Here is an 18,412-nt window from a genome sequence, read left to right on the forward strand (position 1 = left end):
GGAGGTCAGGGCGCGTAGCCGGGGTCGGCGACCGTCTCGGCGATGCGGGTGAGCCAGTGCAGGTCGTTGGCGCGGGACTCGGCGCCGGCCCCGGGGGCGAGAATGCCGGCGAGGAACGCGGCGACGTCGTCGAGGTGCCGCTCGGCGCGGTAGTAGCTCAGCCTGGTCCGGTCCGGTTCCCACGGCCCGTAGCCCCGGCGGAACAGTTCCGCGCGGTGCGCGTCGATCGGATGGTCCCCGAAGTCACCGCTGAGGACGAACATCAGGTCCCGCTCGCGCGGCGCGAGCAGCGGCGCGTCCCAGTCCACGACGTGCAGCGGGCCGTCGCCGTCGGCGATCAGGTTGCCGGGGTGGATGTCGGCGTGGCAGATGACGTGCCGGGCCGGCGTCAGCCGGGCGGCCAGCTCGTCGACGGTCGCCGACAACCGGTGCAGCGCGTCGCCGTACCGGTGCCAGAACGCGCCGAGGGCCGCGCTCGCCGCCGCCTGCCGGCCCAGCGTCCGCAGCCGTTCGCCGGCGTTCGACCGGTAGGTCTCGGCCGGCAGGAGGCCGGCGATCCCGGCGGTCGGCGTGATCGTGTGCAGGCGGCCCAGGAACTCGCCGTACTCGATCCACTGCTTGTCGGTGAGGCCACGCTCCCACCGGCTCCCGCCGTCGTGGAACGGGTAGAGCAGCAGGTGGTGGCCCCCGAACGGGTGACCGGTGCCGCCGTCGGGCCGGTCGATCGGCGCGACCACCTGCCGGAGGCCCCGGGCCCGGAGCAGGCCGGGCAGCCGGACGGCCGCCGGCGTGAACTCGCCGAGCCGGAGCTTCAGGAACCAGCGCCCGCCGTCGGCGGTGTCCACCCGGTAGGCCCAGGCCCGCCCGTCGAGGCCGACCGGCAGGAACACGAGAGCGGAGACGTCCAGCGCCCAGGCGGCGGCCACCTCCGCCGCCAGCGACCGTTCGTCGACGTCGGGCTTGTCGATCACGGACGGAGCGTGGCAGGTCCCGGTCCGCCCCGGCAAGCGCATTCGCCGGTACGCGGGCGGTCCGGGGACCGGACGTCGGTCACGTCCGGTCCCCGGGGTACGTCGGGGCCGGGGCGGCCGACGCTCAGGCCGGCGGGGCGCTCGGGGCCTGCGCGCGTGGCTCGCCGAACCAGCGGGACAGGTGCCTGTCCAGGTCCCGCTGGTCGTCGCCGGCCCAGGCGACGTGGCCGTCCGGGCGGAGCAGCACGCCCGGGACGTCCAGTGCCGCGGTGGGATCCCCGAGGTGGTCGACCCGGTCCGACCACCCGTCGACGGTCAGCCGGCCGGTGCGGTCCAGCAGCAGGCCGCGGCCGTGGTGCAGCAGGTCGTAGAGGCGGCCCGGCCGCACGTCGAGGTCGGGCAGGCGGCGGCCGAGCAGGTCGGGTCCCTCACCGAGGTCGTAGCGGACGTCGATCGCGGTGATCTTCTCGATCAGGCGGCGGTTCACCTCGTCGATGTCCATCAGCTCGGTGAGCAGCCGGCGGACGGCTCGTGGGCCCGGCTCGGTGGACAGCAGTTCCATCTGGGCACGCGTGTTCTCCAGCACGTCTGCGGCGACCGGTTGGCGTTCGGCCTGGTAGGTGTCGAGCAGCGGGTCCGGCGCCCAGCCCCGCACCTGTGCGGCCACCTTCCACCCGAGGTTGAACACGTCCTGGAGGCCGAGGTTGAGGCCCTGCCCGCCGATCGGCGGATGGATGTGGGCCGCGTCGCCGGCCAGCAGCACCCGACCGACCCGGTAGCGTTCGGCGAGCCGGGTGGCGTCTCCGAAGCGGGACATCCAGCGCGGGGAGTGCACACCGAAGTCGGTGCCGGCGACGACGCGGAGCTGGCGGCGGAAGTCCTCCAGCGTCGGCGGCCTCGTGCGGTCGCTGACGCCGGGGACGGGCACGATGACGCGATGGACCCCGACGCCGACGGGCGCCAGCAGGAACCGCTTGTCGGTCTCCCGGATCTCCGCCACCCGGGCGGCGACCTCCTCCGGCGGCACGCCCACGGCCATCTCGCCGAGCAGTGTCTCGCTCCGCGCGGGCTCGCCGGGGAAGCCGACGCCGAGCAGCTTGCGCACCGTGCTGCGCCCGCCGTCGCAGCCGACCAGATAGCGCGTGCGCAGCCGCTGCCCGTCGGCCAGCTCGACGGTCACCCCGTCGTCGTCCTGCGCGAGGCCGGTCACCGCACAACCCCGCCGGACCTGCGCACCCCGCGCGACCGCATGCTCTTCGAACAGTTGGACGACGACCGGCTGCGGGATTCCCAGCAGATAGGCGTACGCGGAGTCCAGGCCCGCCGGCGCGGGCTTGTCGATCGCGGCGAAGAAGCCGCGGACCGGACGCCGCCGCCCGCGTTCGAGCACGCGCGCCAGCAGCCCGCGCATGGCCAGCAGCTCGATGCTGCGGATGTGCAGGCCGACGATGCGGGCGAACGAGGCGGGTTCGGTCGCCTTGTCCAGGACGAGCACCCGGACGTCGTGCAGCCGTAGTTCGGCGGCCAGCATCGCGCCGACCGGCCCGCAGCCGGCGATGATCACATCGAACATGGTGTTGCCTTTCGGGAAGCGCCGTGGTGGCGAGGGCGCTCCCGGCGACACCTACGTCGATCGCCCGACCGGGACCGGAGGGGGAGCACCCACATCGATACGGTTCATGGGTCTCACCTCCTCGGGCCGGGTCACGGTCAGCCGCAAGTTACAAGCCTGGGCGTCGCACCGTCCAGTCCATTTCCGCGCGATCCGATGGAGAGTTCATCCGGTGACCGGGCCGGTACGCGATCCGCGTACCGGCCCGGTTCCGTGTGGCCTACGCCTTGATCGCGGCGTCCAGCGCCTTGGCCAACTCGTCGTGCCCGGGCAGGTTGGGGTGCGGACACCCACCGATCAACTTCTTCTGGAGCTTGTCGGCGGTGAGGGCCGGGGCCGGCTGGAAACGGACGATCGGGTCGGCGGGCAGGATGCTCGCCCGGATGGCGTTGTTGACGTCCTTCGTCCAGGTCTGGACCTGTGTCTTCCACGCCGGCTGCGTCACGAGGTCCACCTCGACGTCGGGGATGTCCGGCAGCGCGCCCTTGACCGGGTCGGGCAACTTCGTGTTCTGCACGTACGTCTGGGCGAACGTACCCAGCGCCACCTTTGCCGGCGTGATGTCGTAGTAGCCCATCCAGACGACCTTGTCCGCCCCGGCGCGGACCATCCGGGTCGTGATCGCGTTGGCGTCCGCGGTGATCTTCGCGTATTGGGCCGGTCCGTCGAAGGCGGGCACCACGAACCGGAGCCGGTCGACCGTCACCTCCTTCTCGTTGCCGGCGTTGACGTTCTCCTGGAGCACCACCTGGCACGCCCCGCCCTTGATGAGGTCGTCCCGGCCGATCTGCTTGCCGGTGGTGTCGTACCAGCGCATGACCGCGTTGAGGGGGAGGTTGTTCCGGATGAAGTACTTGACCATCTCGGTTCGCATCAGCTCGGCCATGCCGCACATCGCGATGCCCTGGGCCACCTGGGTCCAGTTGGTGTTGTTGATCCCGCCGGTGGTGACGAAGTACGCCTTGCGCCGATCCTGTTTGGCCTTGGCCACGGCCGCCTCGGCCAGCGCTATCGGTGGCGACGTGCGCGACCAGAGGTTCTCGCAGGCGTCCGGATAGGTCGCCGGCGCGCCGAGGATGTCACCGGTGCGCATGCCGGTGCGCGCGAAGTTGTAGTACTCCACCACGTCCTGGTTGAGCTGGGTCACGTACCGGCCCGCGTAGCTCGACGTCATGTCGTTGCCGGGCAGGCCGCGCTGGTCCGCCTGGGTGTTCTGGTTGACGGCGCACTTCTTGGGTTCGTAGTGGTGCTTCGCCTGGATGTGCGCCGAGGTGACGGAGTCGCCGGTCGCCACCAGCACCGCGGGCGCGGCCGGATTCCGGTTCGGTGGGCAGAGCCGGTCCTTCTCCGCTTCGGGGAGTCGGCTGTCGGTGGGCGCGGTGCCGCCGGTCGCCGCGCACCCGCCGGCGGGCGGTGACGGGCTCCCCGAGGGTGGCGCGGTGGTGCTGGGTGGCGCGGTGGTGCTGGGTGGCGCGGTGGCGCTGGGCGGGACCGTGGCGCTGGGCGGGACCGTGGCGCTGGGCGGCACGGTGCTGCTGGATGGCGCGGCGGTGGTCGGTGGCGTGGCGGACGTGGTCGTGCCGGGTGACGACGGCGGGCCGGACGCCGGCACGGTGGAGCTCGGGGTGACCGGGCACGGGCTCGGCGACACCGCCGAGGCGGACGGGTCGACCGATCCGCTCGGACCCGGGCCCGCGCTGCCGGTGGAGGTCGGGATGCTGGTCGGGGCGACGGTCGCGGTCGAGGAGTCCGAGGGCGTCACCGCCAGGGCGACCGCGGGTGGCGTCGTCGAGGGCGCGCCGGTCGGCCCGCACCGGGCCTGCCGGTCCTCCTCGATGCCGGTCCGCACGTCGGGCGGCAACGGCTCGTCCGGCGCGACGCACGGATCGAAGAACCAGTCCACCCCCTCGATGGTGCGGATGCAGGTGCGCTCGTCGACGGCGTCGGTGGGGGTGTGGTCCACGGCCGGCTGGGCCAGGGCGGGCAGCAGCCCGGTGCCCAGTGTGATCACCATGGTTGCGGCCGGCAGCAGGAGCGTGCGGGGTCTGCGCATCGAACCTCCGATCGGTCCCGGGCGCACCGCCCGGGACCCCGCCTCTACCCACTTTCATAGATCGAGATACCTGAATTTATTGCCGACTGTCCGGAGGGCGGTCAACCGCCCGGGCAGCGGGTGTCACCACCGCTGTGCTCCACGCAGTGTCCCGGCGGGCCGGGCGTGACCGGGGCCGGCGCCGGGTCGAGGTCCCGGGCGGCGTGCACGGCGATCGGCAGGGCGGGCACGGCGAGCCCGACGGCAAGCACCAGGAACACGATCGCGGTACGGACCAGTCGCAGGTGGTACGCCGCCAGCGCGACGACAACGGGCCCGGCGACCGCCACCAGGACGAACGTCAGCAGGGCCAGCGTCGCCCGGTGGCGCAGATCCGCGACCTCACCCGGAGCGTCGCCGTAGCTGACCGACCACTGCCGCAGGCCGATGCCCACCCACCAGGTGGCCGTCGCGATCAGGCCGCAGACCCAGAGCACGACAAGCAGTCCGACGATCGGTCCGCCCCGGCGGGCGGTGGCGGTGGTGGCAGACGTCATGCGGTCCAGCGTGACCGAGGTCGATGTGGCGGGCATGAGTCGGCGTACTCAGGAGGCGCGGACGGCGGCGCCTGCCGGGCGGGTCACCGGCGCTGGGCGAGGAAGCGCAGGTATTCCACCCGGTCGAACGGGTTGCCGTCGGTGCGGGGCCGGTCGGGCGGCTCGCCGACCACCGGCCGGTCCCCGCCGGGCGCCGACGACCACAACCCCTCGCCGCTGGACAGGTCCGGCAGCCGCCGCTGTGCCTCCGGCTCCAGCCGGGTCGGCAGGACGCCGCCGATCCGCCAGCCGGCCGCGATCTCGTCGGCGCTGTCGATCCGGGCGCCGAGCCGGCCCAGGTACGCCGTGACCGGGCCGAGCCGGTCGGCCGGCACCTCCGCCTCGAACCGGCGGCACGGCTCGAAGACCCGGGTGCCGGCCTCGGCGAGCGCCCGCATGAGGACGTGGGGCGCGAGATCCCGGAAGTGCCCGGCGGTGGTGAACGGCGACCAGTAGCCGCTGTGGGTGAGCGTGACCCGGATGTCGGTGACCGGCCAGCCGTGGCGTCCCTGGTCGAGCGCGGCGCGGGTGGCCTCCTCGATGGCCCGGTGGAACGACAGCGGCAGCGAACCGAGCTCGACCGCCAGCCGGTAGTCCACGCCGGAACCGGGCTCGACCCGGAACCCGACCGTGCCGGAGAAGCCGTGCCCGATGATCTCCACGGCGCTGCCGGTGCCGACCGGCCGCTCGACGTGCATCAGCCGGCCCGGCCCGAAGTCCGCCTCGATCCCGTACGTCTCGGCCAGCGTCGCGGCCAGCACCTCGCGTTGCACCTCGCCGTAGAGCAGCACGCTCGTGCCGCCGTCCGGGGCCACCCGGGTCCGGATGAACGGGTCGGCGTCCGCCAGGTCCAGCAGCGCGGCGTGCAGCGCCAGGGCCCGGTCCGGGTCGCGGGGACGCACCACCGCCTCCAGCGTCGGCGCCGGGAAGTGCGCGCGTCCGTCGAGGCCGGTCGGGCTGCCGAGCTGGTCGCCGAGGCGTACCCCGGTCAGGCCGGTGACCCGCGCGATGGACCCGGCGGTCAGCCCGGCCGGCTGCGGGCGGTCGGTGGTCGCGCCGACCACGTCGAGCCGGACGATCCGGGCGCGGGTCGCGGTGATCCGGCCGTCCGGCTCCCGGCGGTACGCGGTGACCGGCTGCCGGGCGCGCAGCCGCCCGCCGTACGACCGCAGGTACGCCACCCGCTCGCCGGTCGGGTCGCGTTCCAGGGCGAAGACGCGGGCCCGCGGCTCGGGCTCGGCCGGCGGCGACGCCGGGAGCAGGGTCGCGACGGCGTCCAGCAGTTCCGGCACGCCGACCCCGGACAGCGCCGAACCGAACAGCAGCGGGTGGACCTGCCCGGCCGCGGTCTGCGCGCGGAGCGCCAGGTCGATCCGGTCCGGGTCCGGGGGCAGGTCGTCGACCAGGGCGGCCAGCAACTCGTCGTCGTGTTCGGCGAGGACCTCGGCGAGCCGGTGGGCGGCGCCGTGGTCGTACCGTGGCTGGTCGATCCGGAAGGTGGCCCCGAGGGTGCCGGGCGCGCGGACCGTGCCCAGCGGGGCGACGGCCGGGGTGAGCAGTCGGCGCACGTCCGCGACCAGCTCGTCGACGCGGGCGCCCACCCGGTCGATCTTGTTGACGAAGATCAGGGTGGGCAGCCGCAGCGACCGGAGGATCCGCATGAGCCGCCGGCTGTGCGGCTGGACGCCCTCGACCGCGGACAGCACCAGGACGGCCGCGTCGAGCACCCCGAGCGCGCGTTCGACCTCGGCCACGAAGTCGCTGTGCCCGGGCGTGTCGAGCAGGTTGACCTGGCGGCCGCGGACGTCGAACGCGGCGACGGCGCTGCGGATGGTGATGCCCCGCCGACGCTCGATCTCGCCGCTGTCGGTGCGGGTGGTGCCGGCGTCGACGCTGCCGAGCCGGTCGATGGCGCCGGTGGTGTGCAGCAGGCGTTCGGTCAGGCTGGTCTTACCGGCGTCGACGTGGGCGACGATGCCGAGGTTGACGGTCTGCATGGGTCGACGGGTCCTCGAAAGCTCGCGTCCGGATGGGCGGGAAGGTTTCGAGTCCGCGCATCGTCGTGCTCCCGTCGGTCGGTCGGCCCGTCTCCGCGTCAGGCTGGCACGGCCGGCGCGGCCGGTCCACCGAATTGCGCGGTCACCTCCCGGGACGCTCGTCCGGGCCGGCCGGCCGGTCGGTCTCCTGCACCAGGTAGTGCGGCCGGCGCTTGGTCTCGTAGTAGATCCGGCCGATGTACTCCCCGATCACCCCGAGGAGCATCATCTGGATGCCGCCGAGCCCGATCACGCTGACGATGATGGTGGTGTAGCCGGGGACGTCGATGCCCTTCTCGACGGCGTCCGCGACCACCCAGGCCATGTACGCGACCGCGATCAGGGTGAGGAACAGGCCGCCGTAGATCGCGAGTCGCAGCGGTCGGTTGTTGAACGACAGCAGGCCGTCGAACGCGTAGTTGAAGAGTTTGCCGAACGTCCACCGGCTCCGCCCCGCCTGCCGGAGCTCGTTGCGGTGGGTCACCACCGCGGTCCGGAAGCCGATCCAGGAGAACAGGCCCTTGGAGAACCGGTTGTACTCCGGCATGGTCAGGATCGCGTTCACCGCGAGCCGGGACAGCAGCCGGAAGTCGCCGGCGCCGTCCAGCAGGCGGACGTCGATCCACCAGTTGATGGCCCGGTAGAACGACCGGGACGCGAGCGTCCGGACGAAGCGGTCACCACGCCGGTCCCGGCGGGCGATCACCTGGTCGAAGCCCTGCCGGTAGAGCGTCACCATCTCGGGCAGCAGCCGCGGCGGGTGTTGCAGGTCGGCGTCCATGATCACGACCGCGTCGCCGGTGGTCCGCCGCAGCCCGGCGAGCATCGCCGCCTCCTTGCCGAAGTTGCGGCTCAGCGACGTGTAGCGGACGTCCGCGTCGGCGGCGGCGAGCCGGCGCAGCGCCGCGAGGGTGCCGTCGGTGCTGCCGTCGTCGACGTAGACCACCTCGACGTCCACGTCGGGCAGTTCGGCGAGCGCGGCGCGCACGGTCTTGTGCAGCCGCTCCACCGACGCCTCCTCGTTGAAGCAGGGCACCACCACGGACAGCCGCACCCGCGTCACCTCGGCCCGCCCCGGTCAGAGGTGGAAGACGAGCGTGCCATCGAGATCCTCCCGGGTGATGCCGAGCCCGTCGACGGGCCGGGCCTCGATGCCCTCCCAGGGTGTGCCGGCGGCGCGGCTCGGGACGGCCACCACCGACCGCACGCCGATCCCGCGCAGGTACGCCACGCTGCCCGGGTCGGGGAAGGACGCGATCGCCGCCTTGGTCTGTGCCTGGCTGACCGGCTCGAAACCGGCCAGCCCGTTCGTCACCCGGGGGAAGCCGTCGGTCGTCCACAGCATGTACGTCAGGTCGCCCACGCCGCCGGCCGGCAGCACCAGCATCGGCTCCCGGGCCGCCCGCATCGCCGCCGGTGGTCGGGGCACCTCCGGGTGGGGCGTGGTGTTTACGCCCTCCACGACGACCAGGGCGAGCGGCGCCAGCAGGAGCAGCGGCATGAGGAACCGCGTCCAGCGGCGGGCGGTGGCGCGGCCCGGTGCCTCGGCCAACGCGGTCACCAGCCCGGCGGCCAGCAGCGCCAGCAGCAGACTCGTCCAGTGCATCATCCGGCCGGGCGTGCGCAACGCGTCCCACCCCGGCAGGTGCGTGGACAACGTCAGGTAGCCGGGATCCCCGTCCCCGCCGAGCGTGGCGCCCAACCCCAGCAGCACCGTGCCGAGCACCCCCACCCCCAGCGCCACCCGGCGCCGCAGCGGGTACGCCGAGACGACCAGCCCCGCGGCGGCCAGCCCGATCAGCGTCATGCCCGGCAGCAGCGCCATCTCCGGCGGCCAGGAGAGCTGCTCGCGTGCGGCGGCGTGCCGTTCGCCCCACAGCCACGAGTCCCCGGGCGCGGTGAGGAACCCCATCAGCGGCGGGGAGAACATCTTCGTCCAGTCCAGTGTGCGTTGGGCCTGCGGGTTGAGGTCGACGACGCGCAGGAAGACCAGGCCGAGCAGGAGCGTCACCGCGCCGAACACGGCGCCACCGGCCAGGTCCGCCAGCAGCAGCCGGCGGCCGAACGGCGGGCGTTCCCGTCGGCGCCACCAGGACCAGCCGAAGCAGCCGGCCGCCACCAGCACGGCGGCCAGCAGGAAGTACACCAGCGGCAGCCCGATGCCGAAGCCGAGGCTGACCTGCCAGGCGGCGACGAGCCACCCGGCGAACGCCCAGCCGGGCCGCCGCCGCTCCGGCCGGTAGCCGTGGCGCAGCGACCACCCGTGGCCCCGGGCCAGCATCGCCAGGCACAGCGCGATGCCGCCGCTGGACAGGATGTTCAGGTGCCCGGAGTGGGCCAGCCGCCACGGCGCGAACGCCCAGGCGACTCCGGCGACCGCCCCGCCCCACCGGTTCGCGCCGAGCTGTCGGGCCAGCGCGTACGCCCCGAAGCAGGCCAGCGCGTGCAGCAGCACGTAGAGCACGTTGTACCGGATCACGGCCGCCTCGAAGCCGGTGCCGAGCATCCCGACCGGGGCGTAGCCGAGCAGGGTGTCGCTGTAGGCGTAGGTGTACCGCTCGGGATAGAACGTGTTCGAGTGCCAGAGGTCGAGCGGGCTGGTCAGCAGCGCGTGCCCCGCCCAGGCCACCTGCCACGCCTGCAGCGTCGGATCGCCGAGGTCGCCGGGGATGGTGCTCGCCGGGTGCCGCAGCGTCGGCCAGGTGAGCGCCACCGACACCAGCAGGCTGGCCAGCGCCGCGAGGACCCATTCGGTTCGGGAGCGTCGCCACCAGGGCCTGCCCGGGTGCGGGTCGGCGGTGGGCTGTTCGGGCGGCGCGCTCTCGGTGGTGTCCCGAGCGCCGGTGGTCCGGGCTTCCATGGGATAGATGGTGTGCTATGTGGTGACCGTTGTCGATCAGCTGTCCGGAGGGTGGACCTCCAACGCTTGATTGAATAGGGATCTGTCAATAGATTGGGGGTGGGCGCCGCCGAGGTCCTCCGACCGGGCCGTCGGCGGCTGACAGCTCCACCCCGAGCCGGGCACGTCGGCCGTACGCGCCGACCGGTCGCCGTGGCGCACCGCCGCGCCACATCCAGGGCACGTTGCCGCGCCGCGTCCGTCCGGGACGCGCGTCGCCGCGTCGCCTCCGCCCCGCTCGATGCCAGAAGGACCCGCCATGACGATTCTCCGCGCCCGCCCCGCCCCGATCCTGGCGGCCGTCGCCGCGCTGGCCGCCACCCTGGCCGCGACCGGCACGGCCCTGCTCGCCGGCCCGGCCGCCGCCGCCCAGGGCTGCCGGGTCGACTACACGCCCAACCAGTGGTCCGGCGGGTTCACCGCCAACGTCAAGGTCTCCCCGGGAGACACCGCCGTCTCCGGCTGGACGGTCACCTGGACGTACCCCGGCGACCAGCGCGTCACGAACGGCTGGAACGCCACCGTCACCCAGTCCGGATCGACGGTGACCGCCCGCAACGTGTCGTACAACGGCAGCATCCCGGCCGGCGGGTCCACCGAGTTCGGCGTGCAGGGCACGTTCTCGGCCGGCGGTGGCGCGCCGACCGGGTTCACCCTGAACGGTGTGCCGTGCAACGGCGCCGGGCCGACCGGCGTGCCCACCACGATGGTGCCGACCACCGCGCCGCCCACCTCGACGCCGCCCACCAGCGCACCGCCCACCAGCGCCCCGCCGACGTCGACGCCGACGACCGACCCGCCGACCACCGCGCCGCCGCCGGCCGGCTGCGCCGGGGCGGCGCTCTGCGACGGCTTCGAGAACCAGACCGGCTCGACGCCGTCCGGCGACTGGACCGTGGTGAACCCGGACTGCGCCGGCGCCGGCACGGCCACCGTCGACACCACCACCACGCACAGCGGCAGCCGGGCGGTCCGGATCAACGGCGCCGCCGGCTACTGCAACCACGTGTTCATCCGGACCACGAAGAACCTCGGCAGCCTGGGCAGCGTCCGGTACGGCCGGATCTGGGTGCGGCACACCACCGCGCAGCCCACCGACCACACCACGGTGATGGCGATGACCGACGCCGCCGACGGCAACAAGGACCTGCGGATGGGCGGCCAGAACGGCGCGATGCAGTGGAACCGCGCCTCGGACGACGCCACGCTGCCCGAGCAGAGCCCGGCCGGGGTGGCGCAGAGCCTGCCGCTGCCCACCAACCGGTGGGCCTGCCTGGAGTTCATGGTGGACGGCTCCGCCGGTCAGCTCCGTACCTGGTTGGACGGCGCCGCCGTGCCTGGGCTGACCGCGGACGGCGTACCGACGCACGACATCGACGGCCAGTGGTACAACCGCACCTGGCGGCCCCAGCTCACCGACCTGAAGCTGGGCTGGGAGAGCTACGGCGGCGGGTCCGACACGCTCTGGTACGACGACGTCGCGGTCGGGTCCAGCCGGATCGGCTGCTGACCCGTCGGGGATCGCGGGAGACGTCCGGGGTGTGGTCCGACCGCGCGACCACACCCCGGACCACCCCGTCACCCGCGTCGACAGCCCTGCCGGGGCCGGACGGTCAGCGGGCGGGCGCGTCCCGGCCGACGCCGACGCGGCTGCCGCCGAACCACCGGGTCAGCGCCCCGTCGAGCGTCCGCTGGTCGTCGCCGACCCACGCCACGTGCCCGTCCGGCCGGAGCAGGAGCGCCGGCACGTCCACGGCTGCGTCGGGGTCGGTGAGGTGGCCGACCCGGTCGGCCCAGCCGGCCACGGACAGTCGCCCGGTCCGGTCGAGCAGCAGCCCCTGGCCGGTACGCATCGCCTCGAACAGGCGCCCGGACCGGAGCTGGACGTCGCGCAGCCGCCGCCCGAGCAGCTCGTGGCCCGGGCCGAGGTCGTACCGGACGCTGATCGCGGTGATCTTCTCGATCAGGAGCCGGTTGACGGCGTCCACGTCCATCACCTGCGCCAGCAGCCTCCGGACCGCCTGCGGCCCGGGCTCGGTGCTCGTCAGGTGCATCTGCGCGCGCGTGTTGTCCAGCACGTCGGCGGCCACCGGATGCCGTTCGGCGTGGTAGGTGTCCAGCAGGTCGTCGGGCACCCGGCGGGTGACCGCCGCGGCCAGCTTCCAGCCCAGGTTGAACGCGTCCTGGAGGCCGAGGTTGAGCCCCTGCCCACCCATCGGGGGGTGGACGTGCGCGGCGTCCCCGGCCAGGAACACCCGCCCGACGCGGTAGCGGTCGGCCTGGCGGGTGGCGTCACCGAAGCGCGACAGCCAGCGGGGGGAGTGCACGCCGAAGTCGGTGCCGGCGTACCGGTGGAGCTGGCTGCGGAACTCCTCGATCGTCGGCGGCGTCGCCCGGTCCTCGGCCACGCCCGCCGCCGGCACCACCACCCGGAACACGCCCGGCCGGCCGGCCGGGCCCAGCCCGAACCGCTTCTCCGTCCGGCGTACCTCGGTCATCACCTCGACGATGTGCTCCGGGGAAGCGGTCACCTCCATCTCGCCCAGCAACGTGTCGACAGTCGACGGCTCACCGGGGAAGCCGACCCCGAGCAGCTTCCGGACCGTGCTGCGCCCACCGTCGCAGCCGACGACGAATCGCGCCCGCAACGGCGTCGCGGTCGCGCCGTCGAGGCCGACGGTCACCCCGTCGTCGTCCTGGTCCAGCGCGACCACGGCGTCGCCGCGCCGGATCTCGGCGCCGACCTCGGCCGCGTGCTCGGCGAGCAGCCGGTCGGTGAGCGTCTGCGGAATGCCGAGCACATATCCGTGCGCGGTGTCCAACCCGGCGGGCGCCGGTTTCTCGATTCCCGCGAAGAATCCCCGGATCTCACCGGGCCGAATCGGATACGTCTTGCCGTGGTCGAGGAAACGTTCCAGCAGTCCCCGTTGGTCCAGGATCTCGATGCTGCGGACGTGCAGCCCGAGCGACCGTACGTACGGCGGCGGCTCGGCCTCCTTCTCCAGCACGAGCACGTCGACGCCGTACAGGCGCAGTTCACTCGCCAGCATCATGCCGGTCGGGCCGCCGCCGACGACGATCACGTCGAACATGTCATTTCCCCCATTGGTGGGCCGATTCCCGCGTCCGGCCGACGATTGTGCGTCACGATCGGGGCCTTGCCGCAAGCCCGGGGGTGCGGTATATGTTAATAGTGGCAAGGAGTTCTGCTCCTTGCCTTTGTTGTTCCCTCCCGGTGGACGGCTCAGTCGTCCACGAGCGCGGCGAAGGACTCACCGCTGCGGAGCTGGTCGACGAGGTCGAGCACGCCCACCGGTCCGCCGTGTGCCACCACCCACCGGTGGACCCGGCAGGCGGCCCTGGCGTACACCTGCTCGTCCGCGCCGGCGGCGCGCAACCAGTCGGCCAGCGTCTCCGGTAGCGGCCCCGACGTGGTGTCCCGGCAGCGGTCCGGCGCGGTCGGCGGCGCGAGGTACCGCCGGTCGTCGGAGACGAGCACGGCGAGCCCCTCGTCGAACCACTGGGGAACCTCGTCGCGGCGGGAACCGAGGCGCGCGTGGAACTCGACGTGCGACAACTCGTGCGCGGCGATCTCCGGGGAGATGCCGCGGGGCGAGAGCATCAGCGCCCGGTCGCGGATCGCGATCCCGCGCTCGCCGCCGCCCCCGATCCGCCGGTAACAGTCCGACGTGAAGCAGGCGAGCACCGCCGGGTCGCTCTTGCGCCCCTGGTAGAAGTCGTCGACTCGCCGGCTCGCGTCGCGGTACACCTCGACCAGCCGCCGCCGGTCGGCGTCCGACAGGTCGGGTTCGGCGTAGAGGCCGTCGCGCACCGGCGCCAACCCGTAGCAGCGGGGGCAGGTGGTGGCGGCTACCGACGGGTACGCCAGCACCAGCGCGGTCGTCGCGGTCACCGTCAGGACGACCACGGCGGCCACCACCCAGCGCCAGCGCCGCCAGCGGCCCGGTCGAGCGGACATGCGCACTCCTCGCCCGGGCGGCTCAGCCGACCTGGCTGTTGTCCTTGAGCGAGCCCCACCCGTGCCAACGGTCGATCTCGATCGACGCGCTCACCCGGCCGCGCTCCCGGCGCGGGTACGGCTTTCCGGTGTAGTGCCGGGCGAGCCGGTCGATGTCCGCCAGGTCCGTGTCGTCGCGCAGCTCCACCACGTGCCCGACGATGCTGAGGTGGGTGTACCAGCCCTGCTCGTCCAGCACGGTGAGGGTGACCCGGGGGTCGTTGCGCAGGTGGCCCAGCCGGCGCCGCCCCTCGTCCATGTTCACCAGGATCCGGCCGTCGTCCCACAGGTACCAGGTGGCCGCGGAGACCGGCTGGCCGTCGGGGCGCAGCGTGGCGATCACGGCGGGGTTCGGCTTGCGGAGCATGGCGACGGCGGGCTCGGGCAGCGGTGGCTTCGACATGGCTCTCCTCTTCGCGGCAGCGCTGTCTCCGCACTGTACGTACCGGCCGTGTGCCGTGCAGGGAAACCGGGTCCGGAGCCGGACGGCTCCGGACCCGGTTCCGCGCCGTCAGGAAGCGGTGCAGCCGACGTTGCCGGGCGCGGTGCCGCCGTCACCGGTGGCGGTGAACCCGAAGGTGGTCGACGCGTTCGGGGCCAAACTGCCGTTGTAGGGGGCGTTCCGGACCTGGACGGTGCCGGTGGTGCCGGTGTTGACGCCGCCCCAGAGGCTGCTGATGGCCTGGCCGTTGGCCAGGGTCAGGCGGGCCGTCCAGCCGTTGATCGTGGCGGTGGTGTTGTTGGCCACGGTGACCTCACCCTGGAAGCCGCCCGGCCAGGTGTTGATCGTGCGGTAGCTGGCCGCGCAGCCGGTCGGCGGGGGAGTCGTCGGCGGCGTGGTCGTGGGCGGGGTCGAGGTGGGCGGCGTGCTCGTGGGCGGCGTGCTGGTCGGCGGCGCGGTGGTGGGCGGCGTGGTCGACGCGAACTGGCTGAAGAACCGCCAGATCTCCCCGGAGGTCCAGGTCCGCGAGTCGTTCGGGCTGCCCGACCCGTCCACCGGGCTCGGCGTGTGGTCGCCGTCGAAGGCGGCCCACTGCACCGGGTAACCCGCCCGGCAGCCGGAGTAGACGGTGGTGATGTGGGTGAAGCTGTTCAGGGCCGGCTCACGGGGAGTCTGCGCGGTACAGCCGTTGTTGCGGACGAACGTGTCCCGCAGCGACCGGCCCATGGAGATGTTCAGGACGCTGTCGTGGGTGCCGTGGATGCCGAAATAGGGGACCGGCTGGGTGCCGCCGTTGCAGCCGCTCAGGTTGGCGCCGGAGAGCACCGCCACCGCGCGGATGACGGTGGGCCGGGCGCAGGCCACCGCGTAGCTCATCGCGCCGCCGTAGCTCCAGCCGAGCGCGAACCGCTGGGTGGTGTCCACGCACAGGTCGTTCTCGACCTGCCGGGAGATGTCGTCGAAGAGGGTGAGGTCCCGGCCGTTGGTGTTGGCCCAGCCGTTGTCGATGCCCTGCGGCGCGACGAAGATCGTGCTGTTGTTCGACAGCGGCAGGAGTCCGTAGTAGCCGGCCGAGGCGACGTTGTTCGCGGAGCCGTTCAGCCAGTGGAAGCCGAAGACCAGCCGGTAGGGGTGGTTCCGGTCGTACCCGTCCGGGATGCGCAGGATGTAGCTGCGGTTCTGTCCGCCGCTGGAGATGGTGCGCGTCCCGTTGGTGAGCGTGGGGGCCTTGCCGCAGCCGGCGGTCGCCGCGAGCGTGCCGTTCGTCGCGGCCTGCGCCGCGGGGCCGAGGCCGCCGCTCAGCACGCCGCCCGCGGCCGCCGCGAACAGCAGGGCCGCGGCGGCGAGGGATGAAAGAAGCGGGGTACGTTTCACGATTGCTTGCCTCCGTGCCGTCGATGTCTGGTGGCGGTGGTGTGTGCGCGTGGGCGCCCGGCGACCGCCGACGTGCCGCCGGAAGCGGAAGCCGTGCCGGGTCGCCTGCGAGGTGGCGGGGGAGAGCGGTGCGGCCGGGCCGGAACGGGGTCCGGCAGCGACCTGCGGTCGGCTGGCGTCGGCGGAACGGCCCGGACCGGTCACCGGCCGGTCGGGCGGCGGAAGAAGGCCGGTGCAGCGCCGTGCCGGTCGACCGGATCGTGGAAGCGTGCCCTGCGCTCCCGTGCCGAAAGATAGCAGGTTATCGATAACATCTTCAACCGGAAGCGTTCCGGTAAAAACGCCGCCTCGGCCCGAAACTCTCGCCCGATCCCCCGAAACGCCTGCCCCGGAGGTGTGGTCCTCCACTGTGAGCGATCACACCATCGGACGTGGCCGCTAGGGTGCGAGGCGTGCACATCCGTTTCGACGTACCCGCCGATCCCACCTACCCGAGCCGGGTGGCCGCCGCGCTCAGCGGCGTCCGGCTGCGCCCGTTCGGCCGCCTCGGCGCGGCGCTGGCCGCGGTCGGGGCGGTCGGGCTGGCCGCCGCGTGGGCGTTCGGGTGGGGCGACCGGGCCGCGCCGCTGTGGACCTCGCTGCTCGTGGCCGGCCTGCTGTCGATGCTGTACGCGCCGTGGGTCCAGTGGCGGGCCCGACGCCGCTCCGGTGACTACGCCGTCGAGGGCGGCTACGAGATCACCGACGACAACATCATGATGCGCAGCGGCTCGGAGTCCGCCGGCATCGCGTGGGACGGGGTGAGCCGGGTGACGGACACCCCGGAGTTCTGGATCGTGTACGTCGGCCGGATGCCGGCCACCGTGATCCCGCGCCGGTTGATGTCCGCCGGGGACGCCGAGGCGCTGCACGCGTTCCTGACCGGACGCGGCCTGCTCCGGTCCCGGTGAACCTGTCACCGGCCGTCCCTAGACTGCGGGCCGTGAGATACCAGGAATTCGAGGCGGCCGTCCGCCGGTTGGTCGCCGGTGCCCGCGACGAGGCCGTGCGCGCCTTCGGCGCCGAGACGGTGGCCCGGGTCGTCCGGGACGACGAACTGACCGGGATCGCCGCCGCGGGTGAGCTCGACGACGACGCGGCGGCGGCGTTCACCGTCGCGCGGGCGAACGCGGCGACGGCCGGCGCGGCCGAACTGCGCGCGCTGCTCACCCGCATCGACGACGGCGTCCTCAGCGACGGGGACATGGATCCGGAGCTGCTCATCGCCGTCTCGGCGCTCGAACACTGGACGACCTATCTGGAGACCGGCCACCGCGACGAGATCCACGAGCTTGCCGTACGCGCCGTCGAGCAGGTCGACCACCGGGCCCCGGCCGATCTCGACGACTTCCTGGCCGGCCCCGAGATGGCCGCCGAGTACGCGCGGATCGAGCGCCTGCTCGCCGCGTGACGGCACCCGGCCGGGGTCCGCCGATCCCGGGACCGGCGGACCCTGGTTGCGCCGGCCGGCGGCGGGCATCGTACGGGTCGTGGGCCGGAGACTCCGGCGCGCGGAAGGGAACCATGACGGACCACGCACTTCCCGGCGGCACCTACCCGGTGGGCGACCTGACCCTCACCCGGGTCGGCTACGGCGCCATGCAGTTGGCCGGTCCGGGCGTGTTCGGGCCGCCCCGGGACCGGGCCGCCGCGGTCGCCGTGCTGCGCACGGCGGTGGAGCTGGGCATCCGGCACATCGACACGGCGGACTTCTACGGTCCGCACGTCACCAACGAGATCATCCGCGAGGCGCTCGCGCCGTACCCGGACGACCTGCACATCGTCACGAAGGTCGGCAACCGTCGCGACGCGCAGGGCGGCTGGCCGCCCGCCCGCACCCCGGCCGAGCTGACCGAGCAGGTGCACGACAACCTGCGACGCCTCGGTCTGGACGCGCTCGACGTGGTGAACCTGCGGGTCGGCGGCATGGACGCACCCGTGCCGGGTTCGATCGCCGAGCCGTTCGGCACGCTCGCCGGCCTGCGGGAGCAGGGGTTGATCCGGCACCTGGGGCTGAGCACCGTCACCTCGGAACAGCTCACCGAGGCGCAGTCGATCGCCCCGGTGGTGTGCGTGCAGAACTTCTACAACCTCGCCAACCGGGGTGACGACGAGCTGGTCGACCGCACCGCCCGGGAGGGCGTCGCCTACGTGCCGTACTTCCCGCTGGGCGGCTTCTCGCCGATGCAGTCCGACGTCCTGGACCGGGTCGCGGCCCGGCTGGCGGCCACGCCGATGGCCGTCGCGCTCGCCTGGCTGCTGCGCCGCGCACCGAACATCCTGCTCATCCCCGGCACGTCCTCGGTCGCGCACCTGCGCGAGAACGTCGCCGGGGCGGCCCTGGAACTGCCCGCCGACGCGCTCGCCGAGCTGGACGCGGTCGGCGCGTGACC

Annotated in this window: 15 protein-coding genes; 4 read left to right on the top strand and 11 right to left on the bottom strand. The window is 73.4% G+C overall.

The genetic code is table 11. From position 1 onward, the window contains the following. Positions 1–5: 5 nt before the first annotated feature. The 7 genes from C8054_RS09415 to C8054_RS09445 form a co-directional block, all read right to left on the bottom strand. Complete coding sequence (locus C8054_RS09415) at positions 6–971, bottom strand: phosphotransferase enzyme family protein (protein WP_107156358.1); 966 nt, start codon at positions 969–971, stop codon at positions 6–8. 124 nt (positions 972–1,095) lie between these two features. Then, on the bottom strand, positions 1,096–2,544 hold the full coding sequence (rox, locus tag C8054_RS09420; protein ID WP_107156359.1) for a rifampin monooxygenase: 1,449 nt from the start codon (positions 2,542–2,544) through the stop codon (positions 1,096–1,098). Positions 2,545–2,803: 259 nt separating this feature from the next. Next, positions 2,804–4,636 carry a hypothetical protein gene (locus tag C8054_RS31980; protein ID WP_158273830.1) on the bottom strand — a complete coding sequence of 611 codons (1,833 nt, stop codon included), beginning with the start codon at positions 4,634–4,636 and terminating at the stop codon, positions 2,804–2,806. 101 nt (positions 4,637–4,737) lie between these two features. Then, complete coding sequence (locus tag C8054_RS09430) at positions 4,738–5,172, bottom strand: hypothetical protein (protein ID WP_146179898.1); 435 nt, start codon at positions 5,170–5,172, stop codon at positions 4,738–4,740. Positions 5,173–5,255: 83 nt separating this feature from the next. Next, positions 5,256–7,208, bottom strand: coding sequence for a GTP-binding protein (locus tag C8054_RS09435; protein ID WP_107156361.1), 1,953 nt, complete (start codon positions 7,206–7,208; stop codon positions 5,256–5,258). Between the two features lie 142 nt (positions 7,209–7,350). Beyond that, entirely contained in the window at positions 7,351–8,310 is a 960-nt protein-coding gene (locus C8054_RS09440) for a glycosyltransferase family 2 protein (RefSeq protein WP_107156362.1), read from the bottom strand. A 15-nt stretch (positions 8,311–8,325) separates the two neighbouring features. Further along, positions 8,326–10,107, bottom strand: coding sequence for a hypothetical protein (locus tag C8054_RS09445; RefSeq protein WP_107156363.1), 1,782 nt, complete (start codon positions 10,105–10,107; stop codon positions 8,326–8,328). 298 nt (positions 10,108–10,405) lie between these two features. Between C8054_RS09445 and C8054_RS09450 the strand changes: the two genes are divergently transcribed. Continuing rightward, the gene (locus C8054_RS09450) at positions 10,406–11,656 is read left to right on the top strand and encodes a cellulose-binding domain-containing protein (RefSeq protein ID WP_107156364.1); all 1,251 of its coding nucleotides are present in this window, start codon (positions 10,406–10,408) and stop codon (positions 11,654–11,656) included. Between the two features lie 103 nt (positions 11,657–11,759). Here the strand turns inward: C8054_RS09450 and rox (C8054_RS09455) are convergent, their stop codons facing one another. From rox (C8054_RS09455) to C8054_RS09470, 4 genes are all read right to left on the bottom strand, one after another. Further along, positions 11,760–13,238 carry a rifampin monooxygenase gene (rox, locus tag C8054_RS09455; RefSeq protein WP_107156365.1) on the bottom strand — a complete coding sequence of 493 codons (1,479 nt, stop codon included), beginning with the start codon at positions 13,236–13,238 and terminating at the stop codon, positions 11,760–11,762. Positions 13,239–13,390: 152 nt separating this feature from the next. After that, complete coding sequence (locus tag C8054_RS09460; RefSeq protein WP_107156366.1) at positions 13,391–14,125, bottom strand: hypothetical protein; 735 nt, start codon at positions 14,123–14,125, stop codon at positions 13,391–13,393. Positions 14,126–14,147: 22 nt separating this feature from the next. Beyond that, positions 14,148–14,567, bottom strand: a complete 420-nt coding sequence (locus tag C8054_RS09465) for a PPOX class F420-dependent oxidoreductase (protein ID WP_107156367.1) — start codon at positions 14,565–14,567, stop codon at positions 14,148–14,150. Positions 14,568–14,675: 108 nt separating this feature from the next. Further along, positions 14,676–15,983: a cellulose binding domain-containing protein gene (locus tag C8054_RS09470; RefSeq protein WP_107156403.1), complete on the bottom strand. Its 1,308-nt coding sequence runs from the start codon at positions 15,981–15,983 to the stop codon at positions 14,676–14,678. A gap of 449 nt (positions 15,984–16,432) precedes the next feature. On the opposite strand from C8054_RS09470, the gene C8054_RS09475 reads away from it, so the two are divergent. From C8054_RS09475 to C8054_RS09485, 3 genes are all read left to right on the top strand, one after another. Next, positions 16,433–16,930, top strand: a complete 498-nt coding sequence (locus C8054_RS09475) for a YcxB family protein (protein ID WP_107156368.1) — start codon at positions 16,433–16,435, stop codon at positions 16,928–16,930. 32 nt (positions 16,931–16,962) lie between these two features. Beyond that, complete coding sequence (locus C8054_RS09480) at positions 16,963–17,430, top strand: hypothetical protein (protein WP_107156369.1); 468 nt, start codon at positions 16,963–16,965, stop codon at positions 17,428–17,430. A 113-nt stretch (positions 17,431–17,543) separates the two neighbouring features. Beyond that, positions 17,544–18,410 carry an aldo/keto reductase family oxidoreductase gene (locus tag C8054_RS09485; RefSeq protein WP_107156370.1) on the top strand — a complete coding sequence of 289 codons (867 nt, stop codon included), beginning with the start codon at positions 17,544–17,546 and terminating at the stop codon, positions 18,408–18,410. Positions 18,411–18,412 lie beyond the last annotated feature (2 nt).

This window comes from Micromonospora sp. RP3T (assembly GCF_003027925.1).
In the GTDB taxonomy this organism is placed as follows: domain Bacteria; phylum Actinomycetota; class Actinomycetes; order Mycobacteriales; family Micromonosporaceae; genus Micromonospora.

What these genes read in the sequence shown, in the direction of transcription:
- C8054_RS09435 (WP_107156361.1), bottom strand. Translation starts at nt 7,208, where the DNA reads ATGCAGACCGTCAACCTCGGCATCGTCGCCCACGTCGACGCCGGTAAG.
- C8054_RS31980 (WP_158273830.1), bottom strand. Translation starts at nt 4,636, where the DNA reads ATGCGCAGACCCCGCACGCTCCTGCTGCCGGCCGCAACCATGGTGATC.
- C8054_RS09465 (WP_107156367.1), bottom strand. Translation starts at nt 14,567, where the DNA reads ATGTCGAAGCCACCGCTGCCCGAGCCCGCCGTCGCCATGCTCCGCAAG.
- C8054_RS09450 (WP_107156364.1), top strand. Translation starts at nt 10,406, where the DNA reads ATGACGATTCTCCGCGCCCGCCCCGCCCCGATCCTGGCGGCCGTCGCC.
- C8054_RS09460 (WP_107156366.1), bottom strand. Translation starts at nt 14,125, where the DNA reads ATGTCCGCTCGACCGGGCCGCTGGCGGCGCTGGCGCTGGGTGGTGGCC.
- rox (WP_107156359.1), bottom strand. Translation starts at nt 2,544, where the DNA reads ATGTTCGATGTGATCATCGCCGGCTGCGGGCCGGTCGGCGCGATGCTG.
- C8054_RS09445 (WP_107156363.1), bottom strand. Translation starts at nt 10,107, where the DNA reads ATGGAAGCCCGGACCACCGGCGCTCGGGACACCACCGAGAGCGCGCCG.
- C8054_RS09430 (WP_146179898.1), bottom strand. Translation starts at nt 5,172, where the DNA reads ATGACGTCTGCCACCACCGCCACCGCCCGCCGGGGCGGACCGATCGTC.
- C8054_RS09485 (WP_107156370.1), top strand. Translation starts at nt 17,544, where the DNA reads ATGACGGACCACGCACTTCCCGGCGGCACCTACCCGGTGGGCGACCTG.
- rox (WP_107156365.1), bottom strand. Translation starts at nt 13,238, where the DNA reads ATGTTCGACGTGATCGTCGTCGGCGGCGGCCCGACCGGCATGATGCTG.